Origin of the sequence: Streptomyces sp. NPDC049627, from assembly GCF_044465645.1 — a bacterium.
GTDB lineage: Bacteria > Actinomycetota > Actinomycetes > Streptomycetales > Streptomycetaceae > Streptomyces.
In genome coordinates, this window is the sequence record NZ_JBITLW010000012.1 from 25,431 (window position 1) to 50,827 (window position 25,397).

25 protein-coding genes and 1 pseudogene are annotated in these 25,397 nt (G+C 71.3%); 8 read left to right on the forward strand and 18 right to left on the reverse strand.

The features are described 5' to 3' along the window. Positions 1-5: 5 nt before the first annotated feature. A complete protein-coding gene (locus tag ACIBU0_RS30120; protein ID WP_398824671.1) occupies positions 6-1,829 on the forward strand; it encodes a glycoside hydrolase family 15 protein in 1,824 nt (607 codons plus the stop codon). Here ACIBU0_RS30120 and galE read toward each other — a convergent pair. Next, positions 1,777-2,814 (reverse strand): UDP-glucose 4-epimerase GalE, encoded by a 1,038-nt coding sequence (gene galE / locus ACIBU0_RS30125; protein WP_398825239.1) that lies wholly within the window; start codon positions 2,812-2,814, stop codon positions 1,777-1,779. The two genes, ACIBU0_RS30120 and galE, sit on opposite strands and share 53 nt — an antisense overlap. Before the next feature lie 260 nt (positions 2,815-3,074). Between galE and ACIBU0_RS30130 the strand changes: the two genes are divergently transcribed. The 4 genes from ACIBU0_RS30130 (at position 3,075) to ACIBU0_RS30145 (ending at position 6,607) form a co-directional block, all read left to right on the forward strand. Then, positions 3,075-4,043, forward strand: a complete 969-nt coding sequence (locus ACIBU0_RS30130) for an acetylxylan esterase (protein WP_398824673.1) — start codon at positions 3,075-3,077, stop codon at positions 4,041-4,043. A 10-nt stretch (positions 4,044-4,053) separates the two neighbouring features. Beyond that, positions 4,054-4,458 (forward strand): nuclear transport factor 2 family protein, encoded by a 405-nt coding sequence (locus ACIBU0_RS30135; RefSeq protein WP_398824675.1) that lies wholly within the window; start codon positions 4,054-4,056, stop codon positions 4,456-4,458. Positions 4,459-4,566: 108 nt separating this feature from the next. Beyond that, positions 4,567-5,733: a serine hydrolase domain-containing protein gene (locus ACIBU0_RS30140; protein ID WP_398824677.1), complete on the forward strand. Its 1,167-nt coding sequence runs from the start codon at positions 4,567-4,569 to the stop codon at positions 5,731-5,733. Between the two features lie 130 nt (positions 5,734-5,863). Next, positions 5,864-6,607: a GntR family transcriptional regulator gene (locus tag ACIBU0_RS30145; RefSeq protein ID WP_398824679.1), complete on the forward strand. Its 744-nt coding sequence runs from the start codon at positions 5,864-5,866 to the stop codon at positions 6,605-6,607. Positions 6,608-6,749: 142 nt separating this feature from the next. On the opposite strand, the gene ACIBU0_RS30150 is transcribed toward ACIBU0_RS30145, so the two are convergent. Further along, positions 6,750-7,475, reverse strand: coding sequence for a methyltransferase domain-containing protein (locus ACIBU0_RS30150; protein WP_398824681.1), 726 nt, complete (start codon positions 7,473-7,475; stop codon positions 6,750-6,752). Positions 7,476-7,480: 5 nt separating this feature from the next. Next, complete coding sequence (locus ACIBU0_RS30155) at positions 7,481-8,038, reverse strand: PadR family transcriptional regulator (RefSeq protein WP_398824683.1); 558 nt, start codon at positions 8,036-8,038, stop codon at positions 7,481-7,483. A gap of 70 nt (positions 8,039-8,108) precedes the next feature. Here ACIBU0_RS30155 and ACIBU0_RS30160 point away from each other — a divergent pair, with 70 nt between their 5' ends. After that, entirely contained in the window at positions 8,109-8,507 is a 399-nt protein-coding gene (locus tag ACIBU0_RS30160) for a nuclear transport factor 2 family protein (RefSeq protein WP_398824685.1), read from the forward strand. Between the two features lie 21 nt (positions 8,508-8,528). Here the strand turns inward: ACIBU0_RS30160 and ACIBU0_RS30165 are convergent, their stop codons facing one another. The 3 genes from ACIBU0_RS30165 to ACIBU0_RS30175 are packed head-to-tail and all read right to left on the reverse strand — an operon-like array spanning position 8,529 to position 10,827. Next, positions 8,529-9,788 carry an RNA polymerase sigma factor gene (locus ACIBU0_RS30165; protein WP_398824687.1) on the reverse strand — a complete coding sequence of 420 codons (1,260 nt, stop codon included), beginning with the start codon at positions 9,786-9,788 and terminating at the stop codon, positions 8,529-8,531. Beyond that, entirely contained in the window at positions 9,785-10,126 is a 342-nt protein-coding gene (locus tag ACIBU0_RS30170; RefSeq protein ID WP_398824689.1) for a YciI family protein, read from the reverse strand. Before ACIBU0_RS30170 ends, ACIBU0_RS30165 begins: the two co-directional genes overlap by 4 nt. After that, a complete protein-coding gene (locus ACIBU0_RS30175) occupies positions 10,123-10,827 on the reverse strand; it encodes an SgcJ/EcaC family oxidoreductase (RefSeq protein ID WP_398824691.1) in 705 nt (234 codons plus the stop codon). Before ACIBU0_RS30175 ends, ACIBU0_RS30170 begins: the two co-directional genes overlap by 4 nt. Positions 10,828-11,181: 354 nt before the next feature. Between ACIBU0_RS30175 and rho the strand changes: the two genes are divergently transcribed. Next, positions 11,182-12,327 carry a transcription termination factor Rho gene (gene rho, locus ACIBU0_RS30180; protein ID WP_398824693.1) on the forward strand — a complete coding sequence of 382 codons (1,146 nt, stop codon included), beginning with the start codon at positions 11,182-11,184 and terminating at the stop codon, positions 12,325-12,327. Between the two features lie 164 nt (positions 12,328-12,491). Further along, positions 12,492-13,325, forward strand: a pseudogene (locus ACIBU0_RS30185) (D-alanyl-D-alanine carboxypeptidase family protein); the annotation flags it as partial. A gap of 83 nt (positions 13,326-13,408) precedes the next feature. Here ACIBU0_RS30185 and ACIBU0_RS30190 read toward each other — a convergent pair. The 12 genes from ACIBU0_RS30190 to ACIBU0_RS30245 all read right to left on the reverse strand — a co-directional run bounded on the left by ACIBU0_RS30190 (position 13,409) and on the right by ACIBU0_RS30245 (position 25,310). Continuing rightward, complete coding sequence (locus tag ACIBU0_RS30190; RefSeq protein ID WP_398824695.1) at positions 13,409-14,773, reverse strand: glycosyltransferase 87 family protein; 1,365 nt, start codon at positions 14,771-14,773, stop codon at positions 13,409-13,411. Then, positions 14,770-16,164, reverse strand: a complete 1,395-nt coding sequence (gene mptB, locus ACIBU0_RS30195) for a polyprenol phosphomannose-dependent alpha 1,6 mannosyltransferase MptB (RefSeq protein ID WP_398824697.1) — start codon at positions 16,162-16,164, stop codon at positions 14,770-14,772. The genes ACIBU0_RS30190 and mptB overlap by 4 nt, the downstream gene beginning before the upstream one ends. Before the next feature lie 108 nt (positions 16,165-16,272). Then, positions 16,273-17,214: a glutaminase gene (locus ACIBU0_RS30200; RefSeq protein ID WP_398824699.1), complete on the reverse strand. Its 942-nt coding sequence runs from the start codon at positions 17,212-17,214 to the stop codon at positions 16,273-16,275. A gap of 47 nt (positions 17,215-17,261) precedes the next feature. Continuing rightward, the gene (gene aspA, locus ACIBU0_RS30205) at positions 17,262-18,671 is read right to left on the reverse strand and encodes an aspartate ammonia-lyase (protein ID WP_398824701.1); all 1,410 of its coding nucleotides are present in this window, start codon (positions 18,669-18,671) and stop codon (positions 17,262-17,264) included. A gap of 118 nt (positions 18,672-18,789) precedes the next feature. Then, positions 18,790-19,806 carry an asparaginase gene (locus ACIBU0_RS30210; protein WP_398825241.1) on the reverse strand — a complete coding sequence of 339 codons (1,017 nt, stop codon included), beginning with the start codon at positions 19,804-19,806 and terminating at the stop codon, positions 18,790-18,792. Between the two features lie 50 nt (positions 19,807-19,856). Beyond that, entirely contained in the window at positions 19,857-21,296 is a 1,440-nt protein-coding gene (locus tag ACIBU0_RS30215; protein WP_398824703.1) for an amino acid permease, read from the reverse strand. Further along, on the reverse strand, positions 21,293-21,970 hold the full coding sequence (locus ACIBU0_RS30220; RefSeq protein ID WP_398824705.1) for a FadR/GntR family transcriptional regulator: 678 nt from the start codon (positions 21,968-21,970) through the stop codon (positions 21,293-21,295). The genes ACIBU0_RS30215 and ACIBU0_RS30220 overlap by 4 nt, the downstream gene beginning before the upstream one ends. A 157-nt stretch (positions 21,971-22,127) precedes the next feature. Continuing rightward, entirely contained in the window at positions 22,128-22,967 is an 840-nt protein-coding gene (locus ACIBU0_RS30225) for an undecaprenyl-diphosphate phosphatase (protein WP_398824707.1), read from the reverse strand. Between the two features lie 93 nt (positions 22,968-23,060). After that, positions 23,061-23,435 carry a fluoride efflux transporter CrcB gene (gene crcB, locus ACIBU0_RS30230; protein ID WP_398824709.1) on the reverse strand — a complete coding sequence of 125 codons (375 nt, stop codon included), beginning with the start codon at positions 23,433-23,435 and terminating at the stop codon, positions 23,061-23,063. Next, positions 23,432-23,812, reverse strand: coding sequence for a DUF190 domain-containing protein (locus tag ACIBU0_RS30235; RefSeq protein ID WP_398824711.1), 381 nt, complete (start codon positions 23,810-23,812; stop codon positions 23,432-23,434). The genes crcB (ACIBU0_RS30230) and ACIBU0_RS30235 overlap by 4 nt, the downstream gene beginning before the upstream one ends. Next, positions 23,809-24,270, reverse strand: a complete 462-nt coding sequence (gene crcB / locus ACIBU0_RS30240; RefSeq protein WP_398824713.1) for a fluoride efflux transporter CrcB — start codon at positions 24,268-24,270, stop codon at positions 23,809-23,811. The genes ACIBU0_RS30235 and crcB (ACIBU0_RS30240) overlap by 4 nt, the downstream gene beginning before the upstream one ends. Before the next feature lie 77 nt (positions 24,271-24,347). Further along, positions 24,348-25,310: an SMP-30/gluconolactonase/LRE family protein gene (locus tag ACIBU0_RS30245; RefSeq protein ID WP_398824715.1), complete on the reverse strand. Its 963-nt coding sequence runs from the start codon at positions 25,308-25,310 to the stop codon at positions 24,348-24,350. Between the last annotated feature and the right edge of the window lie 87 nt (positions 25,311-25,397).

Below are 25,397 nucleotides of genomic sequence, written 5' to 3' on the forward strand. Positions count from 1 at the left end.
CCGTCATGAGTGCTCCCATTGAGGACTACGCCCTCATCAGCGACCTCGAGACCGCCGCCATGGTCGGCAAGGACGGTTCCGTCGACTGGCTGTGCCTCCCCCGCTTCGACTCGCCGGCGTGCCTGGCCGCACTGCTGGGCACGGAGGACAACGGGTTCTGGCGGGTCTCCCCCGTCACTCGCGGGTCGTGCACACGGCGGGCCTACCGGCCGGACACCCTGGTCCTGGACACCTGGTGGGAGACCGTGACGGGGACCGTGCGGGTCACCGACTTCATGCCGCCCCGCGCCCAACTGCCGTGCGTCGTCCGGGTCATCGAGGGACTCTCCGGCGTCGTAGCCATGCGCAGCGAGCTGCGGCTGCGCTTCCACCAGGGCAGGGTCGTGCCCTGGATCCGGGCCGTCGACCAGTGCGCGGTGGCGGTCGCCGGCCCGGACGCCGTCTGGCTGGACACCGACGGACCGGTGCGGGCACGCGACCGCGAGGACTCCACGGTGTACGACTTCACCGTCCCGGCCGGACGACGGCTCGTTCTGACGCTGGTGTGGTCGCCCTCCCATCTGCCCGAGACGCCCGCGCCGCTCGCCCTTCCGGCCGAGACCCTCCTGAAGGAGACCGGTGACTACTGGCGGCGCTGGAGCGCCCAGTGCCGCTACGAGGGACCGTGGCGGGACGCTGTCGTGCGCTCCCTGATCACGCTGAAGGCACTCACCTACGCCCCCACGGGCGGCATCGTCGCCGCGCCGACCACGTCGCTGCCCGGCTGCATCGGCGGCGAGCGCAACTGGGACTACCGGTACTGCTGGCTGCGCGACTCCACGCTGACCCTGTCCTGTCTGCTGCGCAGCGGATACCGGGAGGAAGCGGCGGCCTGGGTGGACTGGCTGGTGCGGGCCGTCGCCGGCGCCCCCGGCGATCTGCAGACCGTCTACGGCGTCGGCGGTCAGCGGCTGCTGCCGGAGACCGAAGCGCCCTGGCTGCCCGGCTACGAGGGCTCGCAGCCGGTCCGGTTCGGCAACTTCGCGATGAACCAGACCCAGCTGGACGTCTACGGCGAGGTCCTGGACACCCTCTGCCTGTCGCTGCGGGCCGGGATCCCCATGCCGGCCCATGTGTGGAGCATGGTGGAGGCGTTGATGGCCCATCTGCAGCGCCACTGGCGGGAGGCGGACCACGGGCTGTGGCAGGTGCGGGGACCGGGCCGGCAGTTCGTCCATTCCAAGGTCATGGCGTGGGTGGCCGCCGACCGCGCCGTGCGGATGGGTCGGCTGCTCGGCCGCAACGGCTCCTCGGGCGAGTGGCGGGCCATGCGGGACGAGGTGCACCGCCAGGTGTGCCGCGAGGGATGGGACGCGCAGCGGCGGACCTTCGTGCAGTTCTACGGCTCCTCGACCCTGGACGCCTCGGCGCTGCTGATGCCCCGGCTCGGCTTCCTGCCGGCCTGGGACGAGCGGGTGCGCGGCACCGTCCGTGCGATGCGGCAACTCGCGCACAACGGCTTCGTACGGCGGTACGCCACGGACGGCGACGGCGTGAACGAGGTGGACGGCGTGGCCGGCCCGGAGGGCGCGTTCGTGTCGTGCTCCCTCTGGTACGCCGACGCCCTCGCGGCGACCGGCCACACGGAACAGGCCCGGGACGCCTTCGAGCGTGTGCTGGCCGTCCGCAACGACGTCGGCCTGCTCTCGGAGCAGTGGGATCCGGAACAGGGTCGCCAACTGGGCAACGCGCCCAAGGCGTTCAGCCACATCGCCCTGGTCGAGACGGCGTTCGGCCTCAGTGCTTCGGGTTCGGGCGCCGCGCGGCGCCCGCGTAACCGTGCGGATTGACCTGCTGGAACCGCCAGGCGTCCCGGCACATGTCGGCGAGGTCCCGGGTGGGCCGCCAGCCCCAGTCGAGCGCCACGGAGCTCGCGTCGGCGACCAGTTCGGCCACGTCACCGGGACGGCGGGGCACGATGTCGTACGGAATCGTCCGGCCGCTCGCCTCGGAGAACGCGGCGACCACTTCCAGGACGGAACGGCCCCGGCCGATGCCCAGGTTGTACACGCTCATGCCCGGCACATCGGTGAGGTGGTCCAGTGCGATGCGGTGCGCTTCGACCGCGTCCATGACATGGAGATAGTCCCGGACGGCGGTGCCGTCCCCCGTGGGGTAGTCCCCGCCGAACACGCTGAGCCGTGCCTGCCGGCCTATGGCCACCTGCGCGAGGAAGGGCATCAGGTTGTCGGGGGAGCCGGCCGGGTCCTCGCCCAGCAGCCCGCTGGGGTGGGCGCCGACCGGGTTGAAGTACCGCAGGGACAGCACGGAGTACTCGTGGCGGCGCAGACACACGTCGGCGAGGATCTGTTCGCCCAGCCACTTCGAGGACGCATAGGGGTTCGTGGGCCGGGCCGGGGTGTCCTCGTCGAGCGGCCCATGGCCAGCGTCGCCGTAGATCGAGCCGGTGGACGAGTAGACGAGCTGGTGCACCCCGTGGTCGTGCATGGTCCGCAGCAGGGCGGTCAGGCCACCGACGTTCGCGTCGTAGTACTCGACGGGCATCCGGGTCGACGGGCCCACGGCCTTGAAACCGGCGCAGTGTACGACGGCGTCCACGGCGTGCCGGTCGAACACGGCGTACAGGGCACGCCGGTCGCGGATGTCCAGCTCGTAGACGGCTCCCACGAAGCGCCCGGCGATGCGCTCCACGCGGGGCAGGACCTGTGGGGCGCTGTTGGAGTAGTCGTCGACGACGATCACCTCGTAGCCGTGATCGAGCAGTTCGACGCAGACGTGACTGCCGAGGAAGCCCGCTCCCCCGGTGACGAGGATCGTCGACGGCGGGCCAGGAGACCCGGTTCCGCTGCCGGGACGTTTCACCGGCGACGGTTTGCTGGGCGTCATGGCACGAGACTCCTGACTGCGTCCCGACGCCGTACGTTTACGACGTACATATAGACTCTGTCCCAAATATCCCCCGACGTCAAGAGGCCGTGCCCGGACGTCCGCGACCCCGTGCGGCCTGGCGGGTCCTCCGATCAGCGACGTACGGTGTGATCATCCGCACTCACTCCTCGCAAAGGCGGTCACAGATGGCCCTGTTCGACCTTCCGCTCGACGAACTGCGCGAGTACCGCAGCGAGTCCGTCGAACCCGAGGACTTCGACGCGTTCTGGTCCAAGACTCTTGCGGAGGCCCGCGAGCACGATCTGGACGCCCGCTTCGAACCGGTCGACACGGGGCTGTCGACCGTGCAGGTCTACGACGTGACGTTCGCCGGATTCGGCGGTCATCCGGTGAAGGGCTGGCTGCGGCTGCCCGCCGGAGCCACGGAACCGCTGCCCCTGGTCGTGGAATTCATCGGCTACGGCGGGGGGCGCGGCCTGCCGCACGAGAATCTGCTGTGGGCGTCCACGGGCCGGGCGCACTTCATGATGGACACGCGCGGCCAGGGCAGCGCATGGGGCGCCGGCGGCGGGACGCCCGACCCGGTGGGGGCCGCGCCGGCCTACCCGGGGTTCATGACCCGCGGCATCGATGCGCCCGAGAACTATTACTACCGCCGTGTCTTCACGGACGCGGTCCGTGCCGTGGAGGCGGCCCGCTCGCATCCCCTGACCGACGCCTCGCGCACGGTCGCGCTCGGCGGGAGCCAGGGCGGCGGCATCACCATCGCCGTCGGCGGCCTGGTGACGGACCTGACGGCGGTCGCCCCGGACGTGCCGTTCCTGTGCGACTACCCGCGCGCGGCGACGATCACGGACCGCCATCCGTACCGCGAGATCGGCCTGTACCTCAAGACCCATCGGGGCCGCACCGGGGACGTCCTGCGCACCCTGTCCTACTTCGACGGCGTCCACTTCGCGGCCCGCGGCCGGGCACCCGCCCTCTTCTCGGCGGCCCTGGAGGACCAGACCTGCCCGCCCTCCACCGTCTTCGCGGCCTTCAACGCCTGGGCCCACGACGAGAAGGCCATCGAGGTGTACGACTTCAACGACCACGAGGGCGGCGGCCCCTTCCACGAGGCGGCCAAGCTGGACTGGCTGCGCTCGCACGCCTGAGAGGGCACGTATGGACACGCGTGAGGCCGCGGAGCGGTTCGTCCGGGTCTGGGAAAGGGCCTGGGCCGAGCATGACGTGGACGCGTTGCTTGAGCTGTACGCCGAGGACTGCGTCCACCGCTCGATGCCGTTCCGCGCGCCGCACCGCGGGCGCGCCGAGCTGGCGGAGTACCTGCGCTGGTCGTTCGCCGGCGAGCGGGTGACCGACGTCCGCTTCTCCCCGCCGGTCATCGGCCAGGACGGTGTCGCCGTCGCCGAGTTCCGGGTCCTCGCCGAGGAGGACGGCGCGCCGGCCACGCTCGCCGGCTGCGTCTTCGTGCTCTTCGACGCGTCGGGGCTGGCCGTCGAAACCCGCGACTACTGGCACACGGTCGCGGGGCACCGGGAGCCGGATGGCACGCGGTTCTTCGTCTGAGTTCGGCCTGTCCGGCACCTTCCGTCCGGTCCGACCAGTCGGTACGTTCAGGGCGCCCGGGTCGCAGTGTCGCGGCCCGGGTTTCCGGCGGACGACGAAGGACGGCTGATGACGGAGCACGAGACGCAGGTGCACGGGCACTGCGATCCGCGGTTCGCGGCGGTACGGACGGCGTTCGAGACGAACTTCCGGGAGCGCGGGGAGCTGGGTGCCGCGGTCGCCGTCAGCGTCGGCGGCCGGACGGTGGTCGATCTGTGGGGCGGGTGGGCGGACGCGGCGCGCAGCCGTCCCTGGGAGCGCGACACGCTGGTCAATGTGTGGTCGACGTCGAAGGGCCCGACGGCACTGTGCGCGCACATCCTCGCCGACCGGGGACTGCTCGACTTCGACGCGCCGGTGGCCGCGTACTGGCCGGAGTTCGCCGCCGCGGGCAAGGAGCAGATCCTCGTACGGCACTTGCTGTCGCACCGCGCGGGCCTGTCCGGGCTGCGCGAGCCGCACTCTCTCCAGCAGCTCTGCGACTGGGAGTTGACGACGCAGCGACTCGCGGCGATGGAGCCGTGGTGGGCGCCGGGCTCGGGGTCCGGGTATCACGCGTTCACGTACGGCTTCCTGGTCGGGGAGGTCGTGCGGCGGGTGTCGGGGCTGCTGCCGGGAGCCTTCCTGGAGCGGGAGGTGACCGGGCCGCTGGGGATCGACTTCGCGATCGGACTGCCGGAGAAGGACTCCGGGCGAGTGGCCGAGCTGGTACAGCCGCCGGTGGCGACGAGCAGTGAACAGGCAGCCGTTTTCGCCCAGTTGGCACCCGCGGCGCTGGCAGCGCTGACCAATCCCGCCCTGGGTGCAGCGGAGGCCAACTCGCCCGAGTGGCGGGCCGCCGAGATCCCCGCCGCGAACGGTCACGGCACGGCGCGGGCGGTCGCCGCGCTGTACGGGATCTTCGCGGGCGACGGAGTGCAGGACGGCCATCGGATCCTCTCCCCCGAGGCGGCCGAGCGGGTGCGGGAGGGGCAGGGCCGCTGCCGGGACCTGGTGCTCGGCGCCGGGCTCGGGAGGGACACGGAGATCGGCCTCGGCCTCTGGCTGAGCGGGCCGAGCGGCTCGTACGGGCCCAATCCCCGGGCTTTCGGACACGACGGCTACGGGGGTTCCTGTGGCCTGGCCGACCCGGAGGCAGGGGTGTCACTGGGCTATGTGATGAACCGGATGGGCCCTCATATCGCGGATGACCCGCGGAAGACGGCGCTGGTGGACGCCCTGTACAGCGCCCTGTGAGAGCCGGCCGATGCGGGGCGTTTCAGCCGAAGTGACAGGCCACCCTTCCCTGTTGGTTTAGACCAATGCTTGGATCTGGTGACGCAAGGAGCCCGCACGGCTACGACATGTCACCAACAGGAGGCGCGGCATGGCCCGCACCACCCCGCACGACCGCCCGCTCACCGGGGAACAGCCGCTCTACTGGAGGATCGCCACCGAACTGCTCGGCGAGCTGCGCGACGGAACCATTCCGCCCGGCGAACGACTGCCGGGCGAACGGCAGTTGGCGGAGCACTTCGAGGTCAGCAGGGAGACCGTACGGCAGGCACTCGAGGTGCTGCGCCGCAGCGGCCTGGTCGCGACCGACCGGCGGGGCAGTCATGCCACGCTGCCCGGCCTGCCGGTGGAGACCCCGGCGTCCCTCACCTTCCCGCTCGGCGCCCAGGCCTCGGGTCCGGGCGCCGTGGACCGGGCCACGGTCGCCTGGGAGACGCCCCCGCCGGAGCACGCCGAGGTCCTGGGACTGGGCCCGCACCGGCCGACTCTGGTGCACCGCTACGAGTCCGCGGGCGCCGACGGCCGCGGCCGGCGCACGGCCGTGACGTCCTTCTCCGCGGTGGCGCTCGCCGAGGTGGCGGAGCTGGGCCGCTACCGCGACCGCGCCGACGGCAGCGGGTCGGCCCAACTGCGGCGCGCCTACGACTGGATGCGCAAGGCGGGCCTCACCCTGCACCACCGGGACGCCATCACCCGGCACCCGGGCGCACCCTCGGTGCGGGTCACGCGACGCGTGCACGACCAGTACGCCCGACCGCTGGAGGTCACGGACCTCGTCGTGGACGCCCAACAGGACGCGCTGGTCTACGAGTTCACGCTGCCCGCGACAGGCTGAGCGCGTACGACCCGCGGCTGCCGGGCGAACGGGAGGGATCCGTCGTACGGCGGCCTTCGACACCCCGCGCCGAACAGTGCCGAGCCTCGCGAGTTTGAAGAACAGACCCTCCAGCGGGCGGCGGTTGGGAAATCCACCTCACTCAATCCGTGCGGCGCGCCACCACCATCCGCACGCGCGGACTCCCGTCCCGCCGCCGCCCGAACTCCGGCAGGGCCTGCAGCTCCACCCGGAAGCCCGCGCGTGCCAGTTCCCTGTGCGCCTCGCCGAGCCGGAAGGCCCGGTAGTACATGACGAACGGCGGCCGCCACACGGCGTTGCGCACCCGCATCACCGTGTCGAAGCCGAGCAGCATCCAGTAGGCGAGCGACCCGGGACGCGGCGGGGCCACCACAGGAAAGGCGAAGCATCCGCCGGGCCGCAGGACGGAGTGGACCTGGGCGAACAGCCCCGGCACCTCACGGGGCAGGAAGTGGCCGAACGCCCCGAAGCTCACCACGAGGTCGAAGGCGGGGGCGAACGGCAGGGCACGGGCGTCCGCGCGGACCCAGGCGACACGCGGCTCCCCCGTCCGCACCCGCCGCCGGGCGACGTCGAGCATGCCGGCGCTGAAGTCGACGCCGGTGACACTACGCCGGCACACCTCGGCCAGCACGTCCACGCCCGCGCCCGTCCCGCAGCACAGGTCGAGGCCGTCGTCGTACGGGCCCGTCCGCGCGAGCGCCTTCGCGACGGCGCAGAGCACCGAGTCCGGCGTACGGAACGGCGTGTGGTCGAACTTCGGGGCGAGCAGGTCGTATCCGCGCTCGACGGACGACAGCGCCTGGACGGCGAGTTCGCGCAGGGTGGGGCCTTCGGGGCTGAACATCCGCGTCACCCCTGGGCGACGCGCTGCTTCAGGACGGCGAGCACCCGCTCGCACCAGCGCAGGTTCTCCTCCTCGAAGGACATTCCGCGCAGCAGCGTCAGGTACGGGCCGACGCGGTCGTGGTCACGCAGGAACTCGTCCTCGGTCCGCCCGGCGAGGACGCGGGCGCGGACGCGTTCGTAGCGGTCGAGTTTGCCGCGCGCCCACACCATGCGTTCCTCGATCAGGGCGCGGGCGGCCTCGGGGTCCTCCATGGCCTGCAGCTTGATCAGGAGTTCGTCCCGGACGGCGGTGGGACGTCGGGGCGGCTCGGCGGCGAAGGCGCGCAGATCCTCCCGTCCGGCCTCGGTGAGCGTGAACATCCGCTTGTTCGGCCGCCGTTCCTGCCGCACGAACCGGGCCTCGACGAGGCCGTCCTGCGCGAGGCGCTCCAGCTCCCGGTAGAGCTGCTGCGGGGTCGCGGGCCAGAAGTTGGCGAACGAGACGTCGAAGACCTTGGACAGCTCATAGCCCGAGGCCTCGCCGTCGAGGAGGGCGGCGAGGACGGCGTACTTGAGGGACATGTGGACACGTTAACAGCAGGTGATTATTCTCATCGGCACCTACTCAACTAATTGACTATGAGGTGACCCGATGCGCGCGTTCCGCGAGGCGGTCGAGGCAGGCGACGCCGACGCCATGGAGGCCCTGCTGGCGGAGGACGTCGTCTTCACCAGCCCGGTCGTGTTCAAGCCGTACGCCGGCAAGGCGATCACGGCGGCGATCCTGCGCGGTGTCGTGCGGGTCTTCGAGGACTTCCGCTATGTGCGCGAGATCAACGATCCCGGAGGCCGCGATCACGCGCTGGTCTTCACCGCGCGTGTGGGCGACCGGCAGATCACCGGCTGCGACTTCCTGCGGGTGAACGAGGACGGCCTGATCGACGACTTCATGGTCATGGTCCGACCGCTGTCGGGCGCGCAGGCTCTGGGCGAGGCCATGGGCGCGCAGTTCGACCGGATCGCGAAGGAGGCGGAGGCCCGCACGGCGTGACGGCCGCGCACCGCCGACCGGTCAGCGTCCGGCTCGGCACTCCGCGAGCCGCTTTTCGAGAAACCTCCGTTCCGCGTCGTTCTCCACCAGCTCCAGGGCCCGCCGGTAGGCCTCGGCGGCCTCCTCCCTGCGGCCGCCGCGGCGCAGCAGGTCGGCTCGGGTGGCCGGGAGCAGGTGGTACCCGGCCAGCTCGCCCTCGTCCTCCAGCTCCGCGACCAGGGCCAGGCCCTGCTCCACGCCCTGGGCCATGCCGACGGCCACGGCGCGGTTGAGGCGGACGACGGCGGAGGGCACCAGGCGGGCCAACTCGCCGTAGAGGGCGGCGATGTCGGCCCAGTCGGTCTCCGCGGCGGTGGGTGCGGTGGTGTGGCAGGCGGCGATGGCGGCCTGGATCTGGTAGGGCCCGGGGCGGCCGCGCCGCAGCGCGGTCTCCAGCAGGGCGGCGCCCTCGTCCACCTCTGCCCGGTCCCAGGCCCCGCGGTCCTGGTCCTCCAAGGTCACCAAGTCGCCCGCGGCGTCCACGCGCGCGTGCCGGCGGGCGTCGTGCAGCAGCAGGAGCGCGAGCAGGCCGAGCACCTCGGGCTCGTCCGGCATGAGGCCGGCCAGGACGCGGGCCAGGCGGATCGCCTCGGCACACAGGTTCGTGCGGACGAGATCGGCACCCGAACTGGCCGCGTACCCCTCGTTGAACAGCAGGTAGATGACGCCGAGCACGCCGGTCGTGCGCTCGGGCAGAAGGTGCGCGGGCGGCACCCGGTACGGGATGCCGGCGTTGCGGATCTTCCGCTTGGCCCGCACCAGACGCTGGGCCATGGTCGCCTCCGGGACGAGGAAGGCGCGGGCGATCTGAGGTGTGGTCAGTCCCGCGAGCGTCCGCAGCGTCAGTGCGACCCTCGCCTCGATGGGCAGCGCGGGATGACAGCACGTGAAGATCAGCCGCAGCCGGTCGTCCTGAACGCCACTGTCGTCGCCGTCCTCGGTCTCGTACGACGGTTCGTCGCGGGCCGACACCGCCACCTCCCGGAGTTTCGCCGCCCCCACCGCCTCCCGGCGCAGCACGTCCAGGGCACGGTTGCGGGCGGTCGTGGTCAGCCAGGCGCCGGGGCGGCGCGGCACTCCGTCGCGCCGCCACCGGTCGAGGGCCTGGGCGAAGGCGTCCTGCGCGCACTCCTCGGCGAGGTCCCAGTCGCCGGTCACCCGGATCAGGGTGGCGACGACCTGGCCCCATTCCTCACGGAAGGCCGCGGCGACGACCTCCTCGACACCGTTCGTCGCGCTCACTCCCAGACCGGCCGCACTTCCACCGAACCGCCGGCCAGGGCCGCCGGATGCCGGGACGCGAGGGAGATGGCCTCGTCCAGGTCGGCGACCTCGATGATGTCGATTCCGGCGACGTACTCCTTGGACTCCACGAACGGCCCGTCGCTGAGCAGGACTTCGTCGCCCTGGACACGGACGGTGGTGGCGTCGGTGTACGGCCGCAGACGTGCCCCGCCCCTCACGATGTCACGGCTGCGGACCTCCTCGATGTAGGAGGTGAAGCGCGGGTCCTCGGCGATCTCCTCGGGGCTGAGTTCCTCGCCGCCGGCGGGGGTGCAGATGAACAGGACGTATTTCATGACCGCTCCTGGGAGATGTGCTGGTGGGCGATCACCCAGCGCAGACCGGCATTGCGGTACCCCGTGGTGATGCGCATCAGGTCGTTCAGGGACGCGCCGTCCGTGCGGGTGGCGCGGAATCGTACGAGGGCGTGCCCGAAGGCGATGCTCTCGTCGACATGGACACGGAATTCGAGCACCTCGCGGGTGACGGGCCCGGTGACGCCGCTGAACATCTCGTCCAGCCACTTGCGCAGGGCGTCGGCTCCGACGTGTTCGCGGCCGTCGGCGTACACCGCCGCGTCCGGGGCGTAGCAGGCGGCGATCCGCTCGATGTCCCGCTCGCGCGCCGCCTCGGTCAGCCGGGTGTCGAGCAGGCGGATCTGCCCCTCGGCGTCCTCGTCCTCCCAGAACGGGCGGACCTCCATCGCCCCGATGGCGGCCACGGGATGCCGGGCGGCCGCCTCGATCGCCTCCTCCAGGCTCTCGCACTCGAGGATGTCGAAGCCGGCGACGTACTCCTTGGTCTCGGCGAACGGGCCGTCACTGCGCAGCACCTCGCCGCCGCGCACCCGCACGGTGACGGCGTCGGCGGGGAGTGCCAGCCGGTGGCCGTGCAGTCGTACGCCGCGGTCGCCGAGCCCCTCCACCCAGGGTTCGACAGGGGCCATGCCCGAGGCGTCGGCGGTGTCGTCGCCGCAGACGAGCAGCATGTACTTCATGGTTCCTCCCGGTCCTCATGAGCTTCCTACACCTCACCGACGAACGGGACGGGACCGAATCGACACCTCCCCCAAGTGGACCTCCGGAATAGAAGAAGTCCTGGGCGCGTTGGCGTGTGGTACGGTGCCGTCAGCACTTGTGTACGCCCTGTCGTGGGCGCCGGTGCCGGTTCTCCTTCAGTTCGCCGGTCGACGTACCGGCTCTGCTTCACCACCTCGTGACCAGCGGTTCCGCCGTACCCGAGGTGCTGTTTCCCGCCGCCCGAAGGCGTTCTGTCCGCCTTCCCTCAGTCCGCGGCTCACCCCTTCCTTCCGCACGTCTCATGTCTTCCGTCCGTGAAAGGACCCACCACCATGACCGCCCCCACACTCGAAAACCCTCCTGTCCAGCAGCAGCTCCCGACCAGGGACGTCACGGGCGTCCTCGACATCGACGCGAGCGGCAAGGGCCATCTGCGCGCCGAGAGCTGCCTGCCGTCGCCGTCCGACCCCCAGCTGCCCGCCGCGCTGATGCGCCGGTACGGCCTGCGCAAGGGCGACCTCGTCGAGGGCGTCCTCGGCGACCGGCGCGCCCTCACCCAGGTCGCCCGCGTCAACGGGCACGCCCCCGACAAGAACCGCCGCCACTTCGGCGAGCTGACGCCGCTTCACCCGCGTGAGCGGATCCGTCTGGAACACCCGGCGTCCGGCCTGACCGGACGGGTGGCCGATCTGATCGCGCCGGTCGGCAAGGGCCAGCGCGGGCTGATCGTGGCCCCGCCCAAGACCGGCAAGACCGTACTGCTCCAGCAGATCGCGGCGGCCGTCGCCGGCAACCACCCGGAGTGCCGCCTCATGGTCGTCCTGCTCGACGAGCGCCCCGAGGAGGTCACCGACATGCGGCGCTCGGTGCGGGGCGAGGTGTACGCCTCGACCTTCGACCGGGCGCCCAAGCAGCACATCGCGCTGGCCGAGCTCGTCATCGAGCGGGCCAAGCGGCACGTCGAGGCCGGCGAGGACGTCGTGATCCTCTTCGACTCCCTGACCCGGCTGTGCCGGGCGCACAACAACGCGGCCGCCTCCGGTGGCCGTACCCTCAGCGGCGGCGTGGACGCCGCCGCCCTGCACGGGCCCAAGCGGTTCTTCGGCGCCGCGCGTCTGGCGGAGGAGGGCGGCTCGCTCACCATCCTCGCCACCGCGCTGGTCGAAACCGGCTCCCGGGCCGACGACTTCTTCTTCGAGGAGCTCAAGAGCACGGGCAACATGGAGCTGCGCCTGAGCCGGGACCTCGCCTCCCGCCGCGTCTTCCCCGCCGTCGACATCAACCCGTCCGGCACCCGGCGCGAGGAACTCCTCCTGCCTCCGGCCGAGTTGACGGCCGTACGCGGCCTGCGCCGGGTCCTGCAGAGCCGGGACGGCCAGTCCAGCCTGGAAACGCTCCTGGAGCGCATGCGCGAGACACCCGACAACGCCGCGTTCCTGCGGCGGATCCAGCCGACACTGCCGGCGGACGGGGCATGACGGCGCGACCGCGGGTCTGCGGGTCTGCGGGACAACTCCTGTCCGTGCGCGGCTCACCCTGATCGTGCCTCCGTCGCGGCCCCGCGTGCGGCATCCGGGTGCTCGCTCGGCGGTCTCGGCCCGGGCAGCGTGGTGTCCGCAGCAGGCGTTCCTACGTTGACGGTATGACCATCGGATTTCCCTCTCGGACCCTTGCGGCCACCTGTGCGCTGTGTGCGGCCGGGCTGCTGGCGCTCGCGCCCACCGCCGCGGTCGCCCGTACCGGGCACGACCCCGACACGCCGGACCGGCCGCGGGTGACGACCCCGCACCCGTCGCTGCTGTACCGGCCCGGTACACACGTGCGGCCCCGTCCGAGGGCGCCCCGCCTGCCGCCGGTGTCCGCGCTGTCCTGGCTGGTGGCCGACGCAGGGACCGGAGAGGTGCTCGCCGCGCACGACGCACACCGGAAGCTACCGCCCGCCAGCACCCTGAAGACGCTGTTCGCCCTCACCGTGCTGCCGACGCTGCCCGTCGGCATCCGGCACCGGGTGCGGGAGGAGGAGCTCGCGGGGATCGGGCCCGGGAGCAGTCTGGTGGGGGTCACCGAGGGGCATACGTACCGGGTGGCCGATCTGTGGCGCGGCGTGTTCCTCAGCTCCGGCAACGACGCCGTGCACGTGCTGGCCGCGCTGAACGGGGGCTGGCGCGTCACGGCCGGCCGTATGCAGGACAAGGCCCGTGCGCTGGGCGCCCTCGACACGAAGGTGGTGTCGCCGGACGGTTACGACACACCCGGCCAGGTCTCCTCGGCGTACGACCTGGCGGTGTTCGGCCGGGCAGGGCTGCGCAACGCGGACTTCGCGCGGTACTGCGGCACGGCCGAGGCCTGGTTCCCGGGCCGGAACGGATGGTCGTACGAGATCCGGAACACCAATCGGCTGCTGACCGGCGCGGACGGTGTGGAGCCGTATCCGGGGCTGATCGGCATCAAGAACGGTTACACCAGCAGGGCGGGCAACACTCTCGTCGCCGCCGCCCGCCGGGGCGACCGCACTCTCGTCGTCACGGTGCTGAACCCCCGGGCGGGCGGCGCGGCCGTCTACGAGGAGGCCGGCGAGCTGCTCGACTGGGGGTTCGGCGCGGCGGGGCGGGTCGAACCGGTGGGGTCGCTCGACGCCTTGCGGGTCAAGCCGAAGCCGGAGCCCGAGGCGTCGCCCGTGACGGCGGACGTGGCACCGCGGGGCGGCCCCGCCGACGTGGGCTGGGCGGAGTGCTGGGCGATCGCGGGCGCCGCCGGAGTGGGAGCCGGTGTCACCTCACTGGTGCTGCGCGGCAAGGTCGTCGAACGGTCGGAGGAGGACTGACCGAGCGGCAGGTGGAGCAGCAGACCGAGGGTGATCCAGGTGTACGTGTTGCTGCCGAGGAAGCCGTCCACGCCGGACGCGTCGTCGAACCACAGCCACACCACGCTGGTGCACAGCACCGCGTAGAGGGCGCCCGCGATCCGTGCGTGGCCGGCGCGGACGAGGACGGCGAAGGACGGCAGCAGCCACACCAGATGGTGGACCCAGGTGATCGGGCTGACCAGACACGCGGTCAGCCCGGTGAGAGCGAAGGCCGCCGTCCAGTCCCCGGCCGCGACCGCCCGCCGGGTCCGCGCCACCCAGACGCCCAGGACCAGCAGGACGGCCACGGCCCAGACCGCGCGGTCGGTCACGCCCAGCCGGGCCAGGATGCCTTGCAGCGACTGGTTGGAGACATAGTCGAGGCGGCCCACCCGGGTGGTGTCCCACATGGCGTGCGTCCAGTAGAAGCGGGAGGCGTCGGGGGCCACCCAGGCGGCCAGCGCCGTCGCCGCCGCGGCAACGGCCGTCGCCATGGCGGCGGTTCGGCGGCGCCCTGCCACCAGCAGCAGGCCGATGAACGCGGCGGGCGTCAGCTTCACGGCGGCCGCGAGGCCGATGCCCACGCCCGCCCAGCGCTCCCGCCCCGTGGCCAGCAGCCGGCAGTCGAGGAGCACCAGCGCCAGCAGCAGGATGTTCACCTGGCCGAAGCTGACGGTGTCCCTGAGCGGTTCGAACAGGGCCAGCGCGCAGACGGCGAGCGCGCAGCCGTACCAGCCGTGGCGCCGCCAGTCCCGTCCGGCCAGGACGCGCAGCACGAAGGCCAGTGCCGCCAGGTTGAGCAGCAGCGCCACGGCGATCGCGACATGCAGCTCGACCAGGGCCATGGGCAGCATGACGACGGCGGCGAACGGCGGGTAGGTGAAGCCGTACGTCGTGCCGGGCACCCGGTAGTCGTAGATGCGGCCGCCGTGGTGGATCCAGCTGTCGACGGTGCCGTAGTAGACGCGCAGGTCGAACCAGTCGCGCAGCAGCGGCACGGTCGCGGTGAAGACGGTCACCGCGGCGGCGAGTACCAGCACCAGGGCGAGCCGGGCGCGGTCGGTACGGGGAAGTCTCATGCGGTGCGCTCCAACGCCGGGGCCTGCGCGGCCAGATGTGCCTGCCACAGGACGACCACGGCGAGCGCGCCCCCCGACACGGCCAGCACCAACTGGCCGACGTCCGCGGGGCCGCCGCTCGGCAGCACGGCGAGCGCGAGCACGCCGGTCAGGGCCACCACCCGGTGCCGTACCGAGGTACTGGGCGCGGCGGCGGCGATGAGGAACAGGCCCCACAGGGCGTACCAGGGACGGATCGCCGGTCCGAAGGCGGCCACGGCGGCGAGGCTCAGGCCGAGGGCATACACCGGGCGCGGGCGCCAGCGCCACCATATGAGGATCACGAGGACCGCCGTGAGGACGAGACCGAAGACGTGCCACACCGGGACGGCCAGCGGCGCCAGATCGCTGCCGATCTCCTCCAGCAGCGAGGCGGTGGCCCGGCCGAGCAGGCTGGTGAGCGCCCAGTTCTGCGGGGAGACGGGGGTGTCCAGGGCACCTATCCAGCCGTATCCGGTGCCGGCCACAGCCGTTGCGGCGACCGTGGTGGCGGCGGACGCGGCCACCGTGGTCAGCACGGCCTTGGCCGGGTGGTGGCCGGCCCGCATCTGCAGCAGCACGACCGCGGCGAGGCCCAGCGCGGCGGGCGCCTTGACCAGGGCGGCGAGCGTGACGAGTACGGCGCCGAGGACGGGCCACCGGCCGAGGGCCGCGACCAGCCCGGCGCCGAGCAGACCGAGCATGATGGCGTCGTTGTGGGCACCCGCGACCAGGTGCAGCAGTACCAGCGGATTGAGGGCGCCCAGCCACAGGGCGGCGGCCGGGTCGGCTCCGCTGTGCCGGGCGAGGCGCGGCAGCGCGGCCGCCATCAGCGCCACCCCGAGCAGGGCTATCAGGCGCATGCCGAGGAGCCCGGCGGGGAGTTCGCCGCGGGTCAGGCCGGACAGTGCGGAGGCGACGCCGAGGAACACGGGGCCGTACGGTGCCGCCGTGTGCCGCCACAGCGGGGCGACCTCGTCCGCGAGCGGGCCCCCGAGGTGTGCGGGTCCGTACGCGTACACGTCGATGTGGGCGTCGACCATGGCCCCTTGGGCGAGGTAGCTGTACACGTCCCGGCTGAACAGCGGCGGCGCGATCAGCAGCGGGGCGGCCCACACGGCCAGCACCATCAGCAGGGCGCGCGGGGTGGGCGGGTCGGCGCTGCGCACGAGTCGGCCGAGCAGCAGCCACGCCGCTATCAGCAGGACGACGCCGAAGTAGACGCCGACCAGGCCCAGGGCCGCGTGCACCGAGGACGGTGCCAGGAGTTCCCGGACCGGCAGGGCACCGGCCGTCTCACCGCCCAGGGCGAGGATGGCGGTACCGGCCAGACCGAGGATCCGGCAGCGGCGGAGATCGACGGGGAAAGCCATGGCCAACACTCGGTCAGGGTGTCAACGGCGGGTGGCTGGAAGTTGACGTCAACCCCTCCGGGTGGAAGCCGAACTGTGTCCGGCCGGTGATCAGGTCAAGAAGTCCCGTCAGAACACCGAGAGGCCTGTCAATGTGGTGAATCTGTCCAGGGCCGCCACTCCCGCCACCGAGTTGCCCCGCTCGTCCAGCCCCGGGCTCCACACGCACAGCGTGCACCGGCCCGGTACGACCGCGATGATGCCGCCGCCCACGCCGCTCTTGCCGGGCAGGCCCACCCGGTACGCGAAGTCGCCCGCCGCGTCGTAGGTGCCGCAGGTCAGCATCACCGCGTTGACCTGTTTGGCCTGGCTGCGGGTGAGGAGGCGGGTGCCGTCGGCGCGGACGCCGTGGCGGGCCAGGAAGGTGGTGGCCAGGGCGAGGTCGGCGCAGGACGCCGTCAGGGAGCACTGGCGGAAGTACTGGTCGAGCAGGACCGGCACGGGGTTGTCGATGTTGCCGTACGACGCCATGAAGTGGGCCAGGGCGGCGTTGCGGTCGCCGTGCGCGGACTCGGAGGCGGCGACGTCCCTGTCGAAGTCCAGGGCCGGATTGCCGCTCTCGGCGCGCAGGAAGGCCAGGAGTTCACCCGCCGCGTCGCCGGTACGGGTGTGCAGGCGGTCGGTGACGACGAGCGCGCCCGCGTTGATGAACGGGTTGCGCGGGATGCCGTTCTCGTACTCCAGCTGGACCAGGGAGTTGAAGGGGTTGCCGGACGGCTCGCGGCCCACGTGCTCCCAGAGTTCGTCGCCCTCGCGGGCGAGGTCGAGCGCGAGGGTGAAGACCTTGGTGATGGACTGCGTGGAGAACGGCTCCCGCCAGTCCCCCACGCCGTACACCGTGCCGTCGAGTTCCGCGACAGCCATGCCGAAGCGGCGGGGGTCGCGGGCCGCGAGCGCCGGGATGTAGTCGGCGGGCCGACCGCGCCCGGGGGTCCGCTCCATCTCCTCGGCGATGCGCTCCAGGATCGGCTGGAAGGTCAGTGACGACGTCGACGCTGCCATGATCACCATTGTGCCTCCGTGCCGGTCCTGGTGCGCATCCGGATGGTTGCCCCTGGTCAGGCCAGGGCCTGGCCGCTGCCCGCGACGACCTCCGGCCGCAGCAGATCTGCCAGCCGCTCCGCGGGCAACAGGCCCTTCTCCAGGACGAGTTCGGCCACACCCCGGCCGGTGGCGAGGGCCTCCTTGGCGATGTCGGTGGCCGCCGTGTAGCCGATGTGCGGATTGAGGGCGGTGACCAGGCCGATGGAGTTCTCCACGCTCTTGCGCAGCGCCTCGGTGTTGGCGGTGATGCCGTCCACGCAGCGCTCGGCGAGCGTCAGGCAGGCGGCCCGCAGGTGCGTGATGGACTCGGACAGGGAGTGCAGGATGATCGGCTCGAAGGCGTTGAGCTGGAGCTGTCCGGCCTCGGCGGCCATGGTGATGGCCACGTCGTTGCCGATCACCTCGAAGGCGACCTGGTTGACGACCTCGGGAATCACCGGGTTCACCTTGCCCGGCATGATCGACGAACCGGCCTGCACCGGCGGCAGGTTGATCTCGCCGAGGCCCGCACGCGGTCCGGAGGACAGCAGCCGCAGGTCGTTGCAGCTCTTGGAGAGCTTCACCGCGATCCGCTTGAGCACCCCGGACATCTGCACGAACGCGCCGCAGTCCTGGGTGGCTTCGACCAGGTTGGCCGCGGTCACCAGCGGCAGCCCGGTGATCTCGGACAGGTGACGGCGGGCCGCTTCCGCATATCCGGCCGGGGCATTGAGGCCGGTGCCGATGGCCGTGGCGCCCAGGTTGATCTCATGGATCAACTCGACGGCCTCGGCAAGACGGGACCGGTCCTCGTCAATCATGACGGCGTACGCCGAGAACTCTTGACCGAGCGTCATCGGCACCGCGTCCTGCAACTGCGTACGGCCCATCTTGAGCACACTGCGGAACTCGACGGCCTTGCGGGCGAACGCGTCCTGCAGCACAGACATCGCCTTGAGCAGACCGCGCACCGCGAACACCGTCGCGATCTTCACAGCGGTCGGATAGACGTCATTGGTCGACTGACCGAGGTTGACGTCCTCATTGGGGTGCAGGAACCGGTACTCGCCCCTGGCATGGCCCAGCAGCTCCAACGCCCGGTTGGCCACGACCTCGTTGGCGTTCATGTTGGTCGAGGTGCCGGCGCCGCCCTGGATGACGTCGACGACGAACTGGTCATGCAGCTTGCCGGACCGGATCTCCCGGCAGGCGGCCACGATCGCGGCGGCCTTCTTCGGGTCCAGCAGCCCGAGTTCCTCGTTGGCGAGGGCGGCGGCCTCCTTCACCGCGGCCAGGGCGTCGATGAGGTGCGGGTAGGCGGAGATGGGCGTGCCGGTGATGGGGAAGTTCTCCGTGGCGCGCAGGGTGTGCACACCCCAGTACGCCTCGGCGGGGACGTCACGGTCGCCCAGCAGATCGTGTTCGCTACGGGTGACGACGGTCATGAGGGAACGGGTCCTCTTTCAAAGAAGTGAGGGTGGACGCGCCCCATAGGGGCGCGGGGAACTGCGCGACCAGCCACAACGGGCCCGCAGTCGCCGAACCAGAAATTCCGGCACGTACCTAGGCGCAAGCCGGAACAACAACCGGCTCCAGCGAACGAACGGGCCGGACACACCCGACCGCCTGGCCGCCTCCCAGAAGCGCCTCACCCTGAAACTCGGTGAGCAAATCCGGGTCGACCCCGGCCCGAGCAAGCGCCGCTGCAGCAACCGGCACACGTGCCCGATTGGCCCCGTCGGCAATTTTCACAGCAACGGCCCGCCCGTCCGGAAGGGCAGCAACCTGCACACCCTCGAACCCGTCCTTGGCCAACAGCCCCGGCACGGCCCGCATCAACGCAGCCACATCCCGCCCCGAACCGGAAGCCATCTCCGCATGCTCCCGCATCGCGTCAGCAACCCGCGCCTCGGGCGTACCCGGTGCCGCAGTGGTGATACGAGCGGCCGCCCGGGCAAGCCCGTTCAGCGAGACGGAGAACAACGGCGCCCCGCACCCGTCGACGGTAGCGCGAGCGATCCGCTGCCCGGTGAGGTCCTCGACGATCTCCGCGATGGCCTGCTGAAGAGGGTGCGCAGGATCCAGGTAGTCCTCCAGGGACCACCCGTTGAGCCGACAGGTGTACAGCATCGCCGCATGCTTGCCGGAGCAGTTCTGGGCGAGCCGGGAGGGCGCGCGGCCCTCCCGTACCCAGGTGTCCCGGACGACCGGGTCGAAGGGCATGTCCGGCACGTTGCGCAGATGCTCCTCGGTGAGCCCGGCGAGTTCGAGGATCCGCCGGGTTCCGGCGAGGTGGCGTTCCTCGCCGGAGTGGCTCGCCGCGGTGAGGGAGAGCAGCTCACCGTCGAGCGGGAGCCCGGCCCGGACCATGGCGACGGCCTGGACGGGCTTGAGCGCGGAGCGCGGGTAGAAGGCGGCCTCGATGTCACCGAGCTGGAACTGGACCTCGCCGTCGGCGCCGAGGACGGCGACGGAGCCGTAGTGGATGCCTTCGATCATTCCGCCGCGTATGAGGTGGGCGACGGGGGCGTGCAGGGGTTCGCGGACAAGGGGTGCGTCCGCTGTGGAACTGCTGAACATCACTGCCTGGTTGTCGTGGGTCGATGAGGGTTCGTCGACCGACACGGGTTTCACGCGTCGGCCTTGATGGAGGCGCGCCTGGCACGGCTTCGGATGCCGTACCAGCCCGCGACCAGAGCGGCGACGATCAGGGGCAAGCACAGCACGGTGGTGCGGCCGGCGCCTCCGTCGGCGTACATGAGGACCAGGACGGAGGCGAGGAAGGCCAGCGTCACGAGTTCGGTCCAGGGGGAACCCGGCAGTCGGTAGCCGGGTCGGGTGAGCTCGCCCTTCTGGGTCTTCTGCCAGAAGAGCAGGTGACAGAGCATGATCATGCCCCAGGTGGCGAGGATGCCGATGGCCGCGAAGTTCAGCACGATCTCGAACGCCTCGGCGGGGACGACGAAGTTGAGGCCGACGCCGAGGACACAGATACCGCTGGTGAGCAGGATGCCGCCGTACGGGACCTGGCTGCGGCTCATCACGCCGGTGAACTTCGGGGCGGAGCCGGACATCGCCATGGAGCGCAGGATGCGGCCGGTGGAGTACAGGCCGGAGTTGAGCGAGGACATGGCCGCGGTGAGCACGACGAGGTTCATCACGCCGCCGGCCGCCGGGATGCCGATGTTGGACAGGACGGTCACGAAGGGGCTCTGGCCGGCCGTGTACTTGTTCCAGGGCAGCAGCATCGACAGCAGGACGACCGAGCCGACGTAGAACAGGCCCACGCGCCACATGATCGAGTTGATCGCCTTGGGCATGATCTTCTCGGGGTTCTCGGTCTCACCGGCGGCGACGCCGACCAGCTCGACGGAGGCGTAGGCGAAGACGACGCCCTGGATGATCAGCAGCATGGGCAGCAGGCCGTTGGGGAAGACGCCGCCGTTGTCGGTGATCAGGGACGGGCCGGGGGTGTGGCCGTCCACGGGGTGCTGCGTGACCAGCAGGAAGATGCCGATGCACATGAAGACGACGAGCGCGCCGACCTTGATGATCGCGAACCAGAACTCCAGTTCGCCGAAGATCTTCACCGAGATCAGGTTCACGGTGAGGACCACGGCCAGGGCTATGAGTGCGATCACCCACTGCGGGATGTCGGAGAACATGCCCCAGTAGTGGGTGTACGTGGCCACCGCGGTGATGTCGGCGATGCCGGTGGTGGCCCAGTTGAGGAAGTACATCCAGCCGGCGGTGTACGCGCCCTTCTCGCCCAGGAACTCCCGGGCGTACGACACGAAGGCGCCGGAGGACGGGCGGTACAGGACGAGTTCGCCCAGGGCGCGGACGACGAGGAAGGCGAAGACGCCGCAGACCGCGTAGGCGATGAACAGGGACGGGCCGGCGTCGGCGAGACGGCCGCCGGCACCGAGGAACAGGCCGGTGCCGATGGCACCGCCGATGGCGATCATGTTGACGTGCCGGGACTTCAGCGACTTGCTGTAGCCGACGTCTCCGGCGTCTACGTGACCGGACGAGGGGCGCGTCTCTTCTTTGAGGTGCTGTTCGCTCACGCCTCGGGTCCGCCTTCCGTGGGGCTGTCCGTGCGCGCGGGGCGCACGATGTCGGTGAGGGTGGTCTCGACGCGATCGAGGTGATGCGCCATGGCATCCGTCGCGTCGAGTTCGGAACCGTCGATAAGCGCCTCGACGATGGCCCGGTGCTCGCGGTTGGACTGCTCGCGGCGGCCGCCCAGCTCGTTGAGGAAGGCCGACTGACGCGCCAGTGCGTCACGGATCTCCTCGATGACCCGGCGGAACACCGGGTTCTGGGCGGCCTCGGCCACGGCCAGGTGGAAGAGGGTGTCCATCGCGACCCACGCGGTGGTGTCCGTCTCCCGCTCCATGCGGTCGAGCAGGTGAGCCAGGTGGTCGAGGTTCTCCGGGGTGCGGCGCAGCGCCGCGTATCCGGCGACCGGGATCTCGACGTGACGGCGCACTTCGAGCAGGTCGCTGGCCGCGTAGTCGCCGAAGGTGGGGTCCTCGACGGTGTTGGCGACCACGAAGGTGCCCTTGCCGGTCTTGGAGACGGTCAGGCCCATGGTCTGCAGGGCCCTCAGGGCCTCGCGCAGCACGGGGCGGCTGATCTCCAGGCTGCGGCAGAGCTCCGCCTCGGAGGGCAGCTTGTCGCCGATGGCGTACTCGCCGCGCTCGATGGCGCTACGGAGGTGCGCCAGAACCGCTTCCATGGCGCTGACGCGCCGCGGAGGCTGACTGGCTGTCCGGCTGTCTGACAGGTTCACGGGAGAGATACTCCGGGTGAGCCGACGGTGGTGTCAAGGGAGCCGAAAGGAAAGATTCATCGGGTGTGAAGCCTGAAAGCCGGCTTCACACCCCCGATCTGCGTCAGCCGCCGAGCACACCGGTGGCCAGGAGGCCGAACAGCAGCGCCCCCACCACGATCCGGTAGATCACGAAGGCGTTGAAGGAGTGCTTGGCGACGAACTTGAGCAGCCAGGCGATGGAGGCGTAGGCGACGACGAAGGACACGGCGGTCCCGACGGCCAGCGGCAGCGCGCCCGTGCCGGTCGTGCCGAGGGCGTCCTTCAGCTCGTAGATGCCGGCGCCGGTCAGGGCCGGGATGCCGAGGAAGAAGGACAGGCGGGTGGCGGCGACCCGGTCCAGGTCGAGCATCAGCGCCGTGGACATCGTGGCGCCGGAGCGGGAGAAGCCCGGGAAGAGCAGGGCGAGGATCTGGGAGCTGCCGACGAGCATCGCGTCCTTGAGCGAGGTGTCGTCCTCTCCGCGCTTGTGCCGTCCCATCCGGTCCGCCGCCCACATGACCCCGCTGCCGACGATCAGGGACCCCGCGACCACCCACAGGGAGGCGAGCGGCCCCTCGATGAGCGGCTTGGCGGCCAGCCCGACGGCGACGATCGGAATGGTCGCGTAGATCACCCACCAGGCGAACTTGTAGTCGTGGTGGTGGCGCTCCTCCTTGTCGCGCAGTCCGCGCAGCCAGGCGGAGACGATCCGCACGATGTCCTTGAAGAAGTACACGAGCACGGCGGCGATCGCGCCGACCTGGATGACGGCCGAGAAGCCCACGACCGCGTCGTCGTCGACGGGGATGTCCATGAGCCCCTCGGCGATCTTCAGATGGCCGGTCGAGGAGACGGGCAGGAACTCGGTCACCCCCTCGACGGCTCCGAGGACGAGGGCCTGACCGACGCTGATGGCGCTCATGGGATCCAGTTCCGGGGGTTGGCGGGACAGTGGCGCGCACTGTCTACCAGGTGCCGGTGTGGACCCGTGGCGACCGACGCGTGGTCGGCGCTCCTACGACCACACCGCCTGGGCGATCGAGACCCCGGCGAACGCGGCGCCGAGGCCCGCGGTCACGCTGCCCACGATGTTGGCGAGGGCGTAGAGCCCGGCCCCCGTCTCGGTCAGCCGCAGGGTCTCGTACGAGAAGGTCGAGTACGTGGTCAGCGCCCCGCACAGGCCGGTGCCCAGCAGCAGCTGGAGGTGGGAACTCGCGGCGCCGGCCGCCGCCGCGCCGGTGAGCAGGCCGAGTATCAGACAGCCGGTGACGTTGACCGCGAAGGTGCCCCAGGGGAACACCGAGTCGTGCCGGGACTGCACCGCGCGGTCGGTGAGGTAGCGCAGGGGGGCACCGACCATGGCACCCGCGATCACCAGGAGCCAGCTCACGACGACTTCTTACCTTTCGTGTCCGATGTGCGTGGACTGTCGTCACGGCCGACGTATCTGATGACCTCGCAGTCGTCGAGGATCACCAGGCCCTCGGTGACGAGTTCGTCGAGCTGCGGCAGGAAGCCCCGTACGCGTTCCTCGGTGTCGACGATCACGACGGCGACCGGCAGGTCCTCGCTCAGGGACAGCAGCCGGGAGGTGTGGATCAGTGAGGAGGCGCCGAAGCCCTCGATGCCGCGGAAGACGCTGGCGCCCGCGAGTCCGGCGGCGTGGGCGCGGTGCACGATCTCGGCGTAGAGGGGCTTGTGGTGCCAGGTGTCGTTCTCGCCGATGAAGACGGTCACGCGCAGGGCGCGTCCGGTCAGCCTCGTCATGGCTGCCTCCACTTCAGGACACGGCGGGTGGTCACCACCGCGAGCCACACCGCCGTCAGCGCCGCGACGAGCGTCGCCGCGAGGTAGGCCAGTCCGGTACGCGGATGGCCGCTGTCCACCAGCTTCTGGATGTCGACGGCGTAGGTCGAGAAGGTGGTGAAGCCGCCCAGCACGCCGGTGCCGAAGAAGGGGCGGACGAGGCGGTGGGCGGCCCCCACGTCGGTGATGACCACCATGAACACGCCGATCACGGCGCAGCCGACGACATTCGTCCAGAAGGTCGCCCAGGGGAAACCGCCGGGCTGGGCGGGCCACCACAGGGACCAGGCGTAGCGTGCCGTGGCCCCGACCGCTCCACCGAGTGCGACCACCGCGACGATCGGTGCCTGGGTCCGCCAGGCGTGCCGCCGCCGGACAGGGACGGGGGCGCGGAGGGTGTCGGTCTCCGGGGCTGTCATGGTCGTACGTCTCCTGCCTGGCCCTCGTCACGACACCTCGCGTGGTGATCGCGGCCGGTCAACAGGGTACGCCGGGCTCATTCGGGGCCGGGTGCCTCGCAGACCGCGATGCCCCGCTCCCAGATGCTGCCCAGGATCAGTCGGCCGCCGGCTTCGCACACGCTGGTGACCATGCGGAACCCCGAGCGGCGGCGGGCCAGGTGGTGGACGACCCGGCCGGTGTCGTCGACCGCGAGCACGCCGATCGCGCCGGTGGGGCGGAAGGGGGCGCGCACGGCGACGCGGGCGGCGCGGCGGCGTACGGCCGGGGCGGCCCGGTGGAGCAGGTCCAGCGGGGGGACGCGGGGGCCGGCCAGGGCCACGTGGATCGGGCCGTCCGGGGTGCCGCGCCAGAGGTTGTCGGGCATGCCCGGCATGTTCTCGGCGAAGGGCTCGCTGTGTCCGGCGCGGGGTCCGGTCAGCCAGTAGCGGGTCAGGCGGTACGCGGCCGTCTCGGCGACGACCAGGAAGGACTCGTCGCCGCTCGCAGCGAGCCCGTTGGCGAACTGCAGCCCTTCCAGCAGCACCTCGGGCGTCTGGCTGCCGGGGGCCAGGCGCAGCAGGCGGCCCGTTCCGGTGTGCTCGACGATGTCGCCGATCCACTGGTGCAGGGGGTAGCGGCGGCTGGAGACGGTGAAGCAGACGGTCCCGTCGGACAGGGCGACCACGTTGCTGCAGAACCGCAGCCGCTCCCCCGCCGCCGAGTCGGCCAGGACGCGCACGGCGCCGTCGTCGAGGCCGACCCGCAGCAGCCCGCGCTCCGCGTCGCACACGAGCAGGTCTCCGTCCGGGTGGAGTTCGAGGCCGAGCGGGCGGCCGCCTGTCTCGGCGAGCACCTCGACGCGGGTCTCCGACGGCTCCGAGAGGCCGTCGATACGCAGGATGCGGCCGTCCTCGACGCCGGTCAGCACCCGGCCCCGGACGTCGGCGACCACGTCCTCCGGGCCACGGCCGTCGATCGCCACGTAGCGGAGCGGGACGAGCTCGGTGGGACGGTCCATGGAAGTCTCCCGTTCGGGGTCGCGACAGTCGGTACCGGCATACACGGGCCGGGTGCGGACGTCACGGCCACGCGCGGACGTCGCGAC

Coding starts and splice junctions, on each gene's coding strand:
- aspA (WP_398824701.1), bottom strand. CDS start 18,671: ATGACCGTCGTCACCCGTAGCGAACACGATCTGCTGGGCGACCGTGAC.
- ACIBU0_RS30210 (WP_398825241.1), bottom strand. CDS start 19,806: ATGTTCAGCAGTTCCACAGCGGACGCACCCCTTGTCCGCGAACCCCTG.
- ACIBU0_RS30190 (WP_398824695.1), bottom strand. CDS start 14,773: ATGAGACTTCCCCGTACCGACCGCGCCCGGCTCGCCCTGGTGCTGGTA.
- ACIBU0_RS30135 (WP_398824675.1), top strand. CDS start 4,054: ATGGACACGCGTGAGGCCGCGGAGCGGTTCGTCCGGGTCTGGGAAAGG.
- ACIBU0_RS30145 (WP_398824679.1), top strand. CDS start 5,864: ATGGCCCGCACCACCCCGCACGACCGCCCGCTCACCGGGGAACAGCCG.
- crcB (WP_398824713.1), bottom strand. CDS start 24,270: ATGACAGCCCCGGAGACCGACACCCTCCGCGCCCCCGTCCCTGTCCGG.
- ACIBU0_RS30225 (WP_398824707.1), bottom strand. CDS start 22,967: ATGAGCGCCATCAGCGTCGGTCAGGCCCTCGTCCTCGGAGCCGTCGAG.
- ACIBU0_RS30140 (WP_398824677.1), top strand. CDS start 4,567: ATGACGGAGCACGAGACGCAGGTGCACGGGCACTGCGATCCGCGGTTC.
- ACIBU0_RS30170 (WP_398824689.1), bottom strand. CDS start 10,126: ATGAAATACGTCCTGTTCATCTGCACCCCCGCCGGCGGCGAGGAACTC.
- ACIBU0_RS30200 (WP_398824699.1), bottom strand. CDS start 17,214: ATGGTGATCATGGCAGCGTCGACGTCGTCACTGACCTTCCAGCCGATC.
- ACIBU0_RS30155 (WP_398824683.1), bottom strand. CDS start 8,038: ATGTCCCTCAAGTACGCCGTCCTCGCCGCCCTCCTCGACGGCGAGGCC.
- ACIBU0_RS30160 (WP_398824685.1), top strand. CDS start 8,109: ATGCGCGCGTTCCGCGAGGCGGTCGAGGCAGGCGACGCCGACGCCATG.
- ACIBU0_RS30130 (WP_398824673.1), top strand. CDS start 3,075: ATGGCCCTGTTCGACCTTCCGCTCGACGAACTGCGCGAGTACCGCAGC.
- ACIBU0_RS30175 (WP_398824691.1), bottom strand. CDS start 10,827: ATGAAGTACATGCTGCTCGTCTGCGGCGACGACACCGCCGACGCCTCG.
- ACIBU0_RS30235 (WP_398824711.1), bottom strand. CDS start 23,812: ATGACGAGGCTGACCGGACGCGCCCTGCGCGTGACCGTCTTCATCGGC.
- rho (WP_398824693.1), top strand. CDS start 11,182: ATGACCGCCCCCACACTCGAAAACCCTCCTGTCCAGCAGCAGCTCCCG.
- mptB (WP_398824697.1), bottom strand. CDS start 16,164: ATGGCTTTCCCCGTCGATCTCCGCCGCTGCCGGATCCTCGGTCTGGCC.
- ACIBU0_RS30150 (WP_398824681.1), bottom strand. CDS start 7,475: ATGTTCAGCCCCGAAGGCCCCACCCTGCGCGAACTCGCCGTCCAGGCG.
- ACIBU0_RS30220 (WP_398824705.1), bottom strand. CDS start 21,970: ATGGAAGCGGTTCTGGCGCACCTCCGTAGCGCCATCGAGCGCGGCGAG.
- ACIBU0_RS30120 (WP_398824671.1), top strand. CDS start 6: ATGAGTGCTCCCATTGAGGACTACGCCCTCATCAGCGACCTCGAGACC.
- ACIBU0_RS30245 (WP_398824715.1), bottom strand. CDS start 25,310: ATGGACCGTCCCACCGAGCTCGTCCCGCTCCGCTACGTGGCGATCGAC.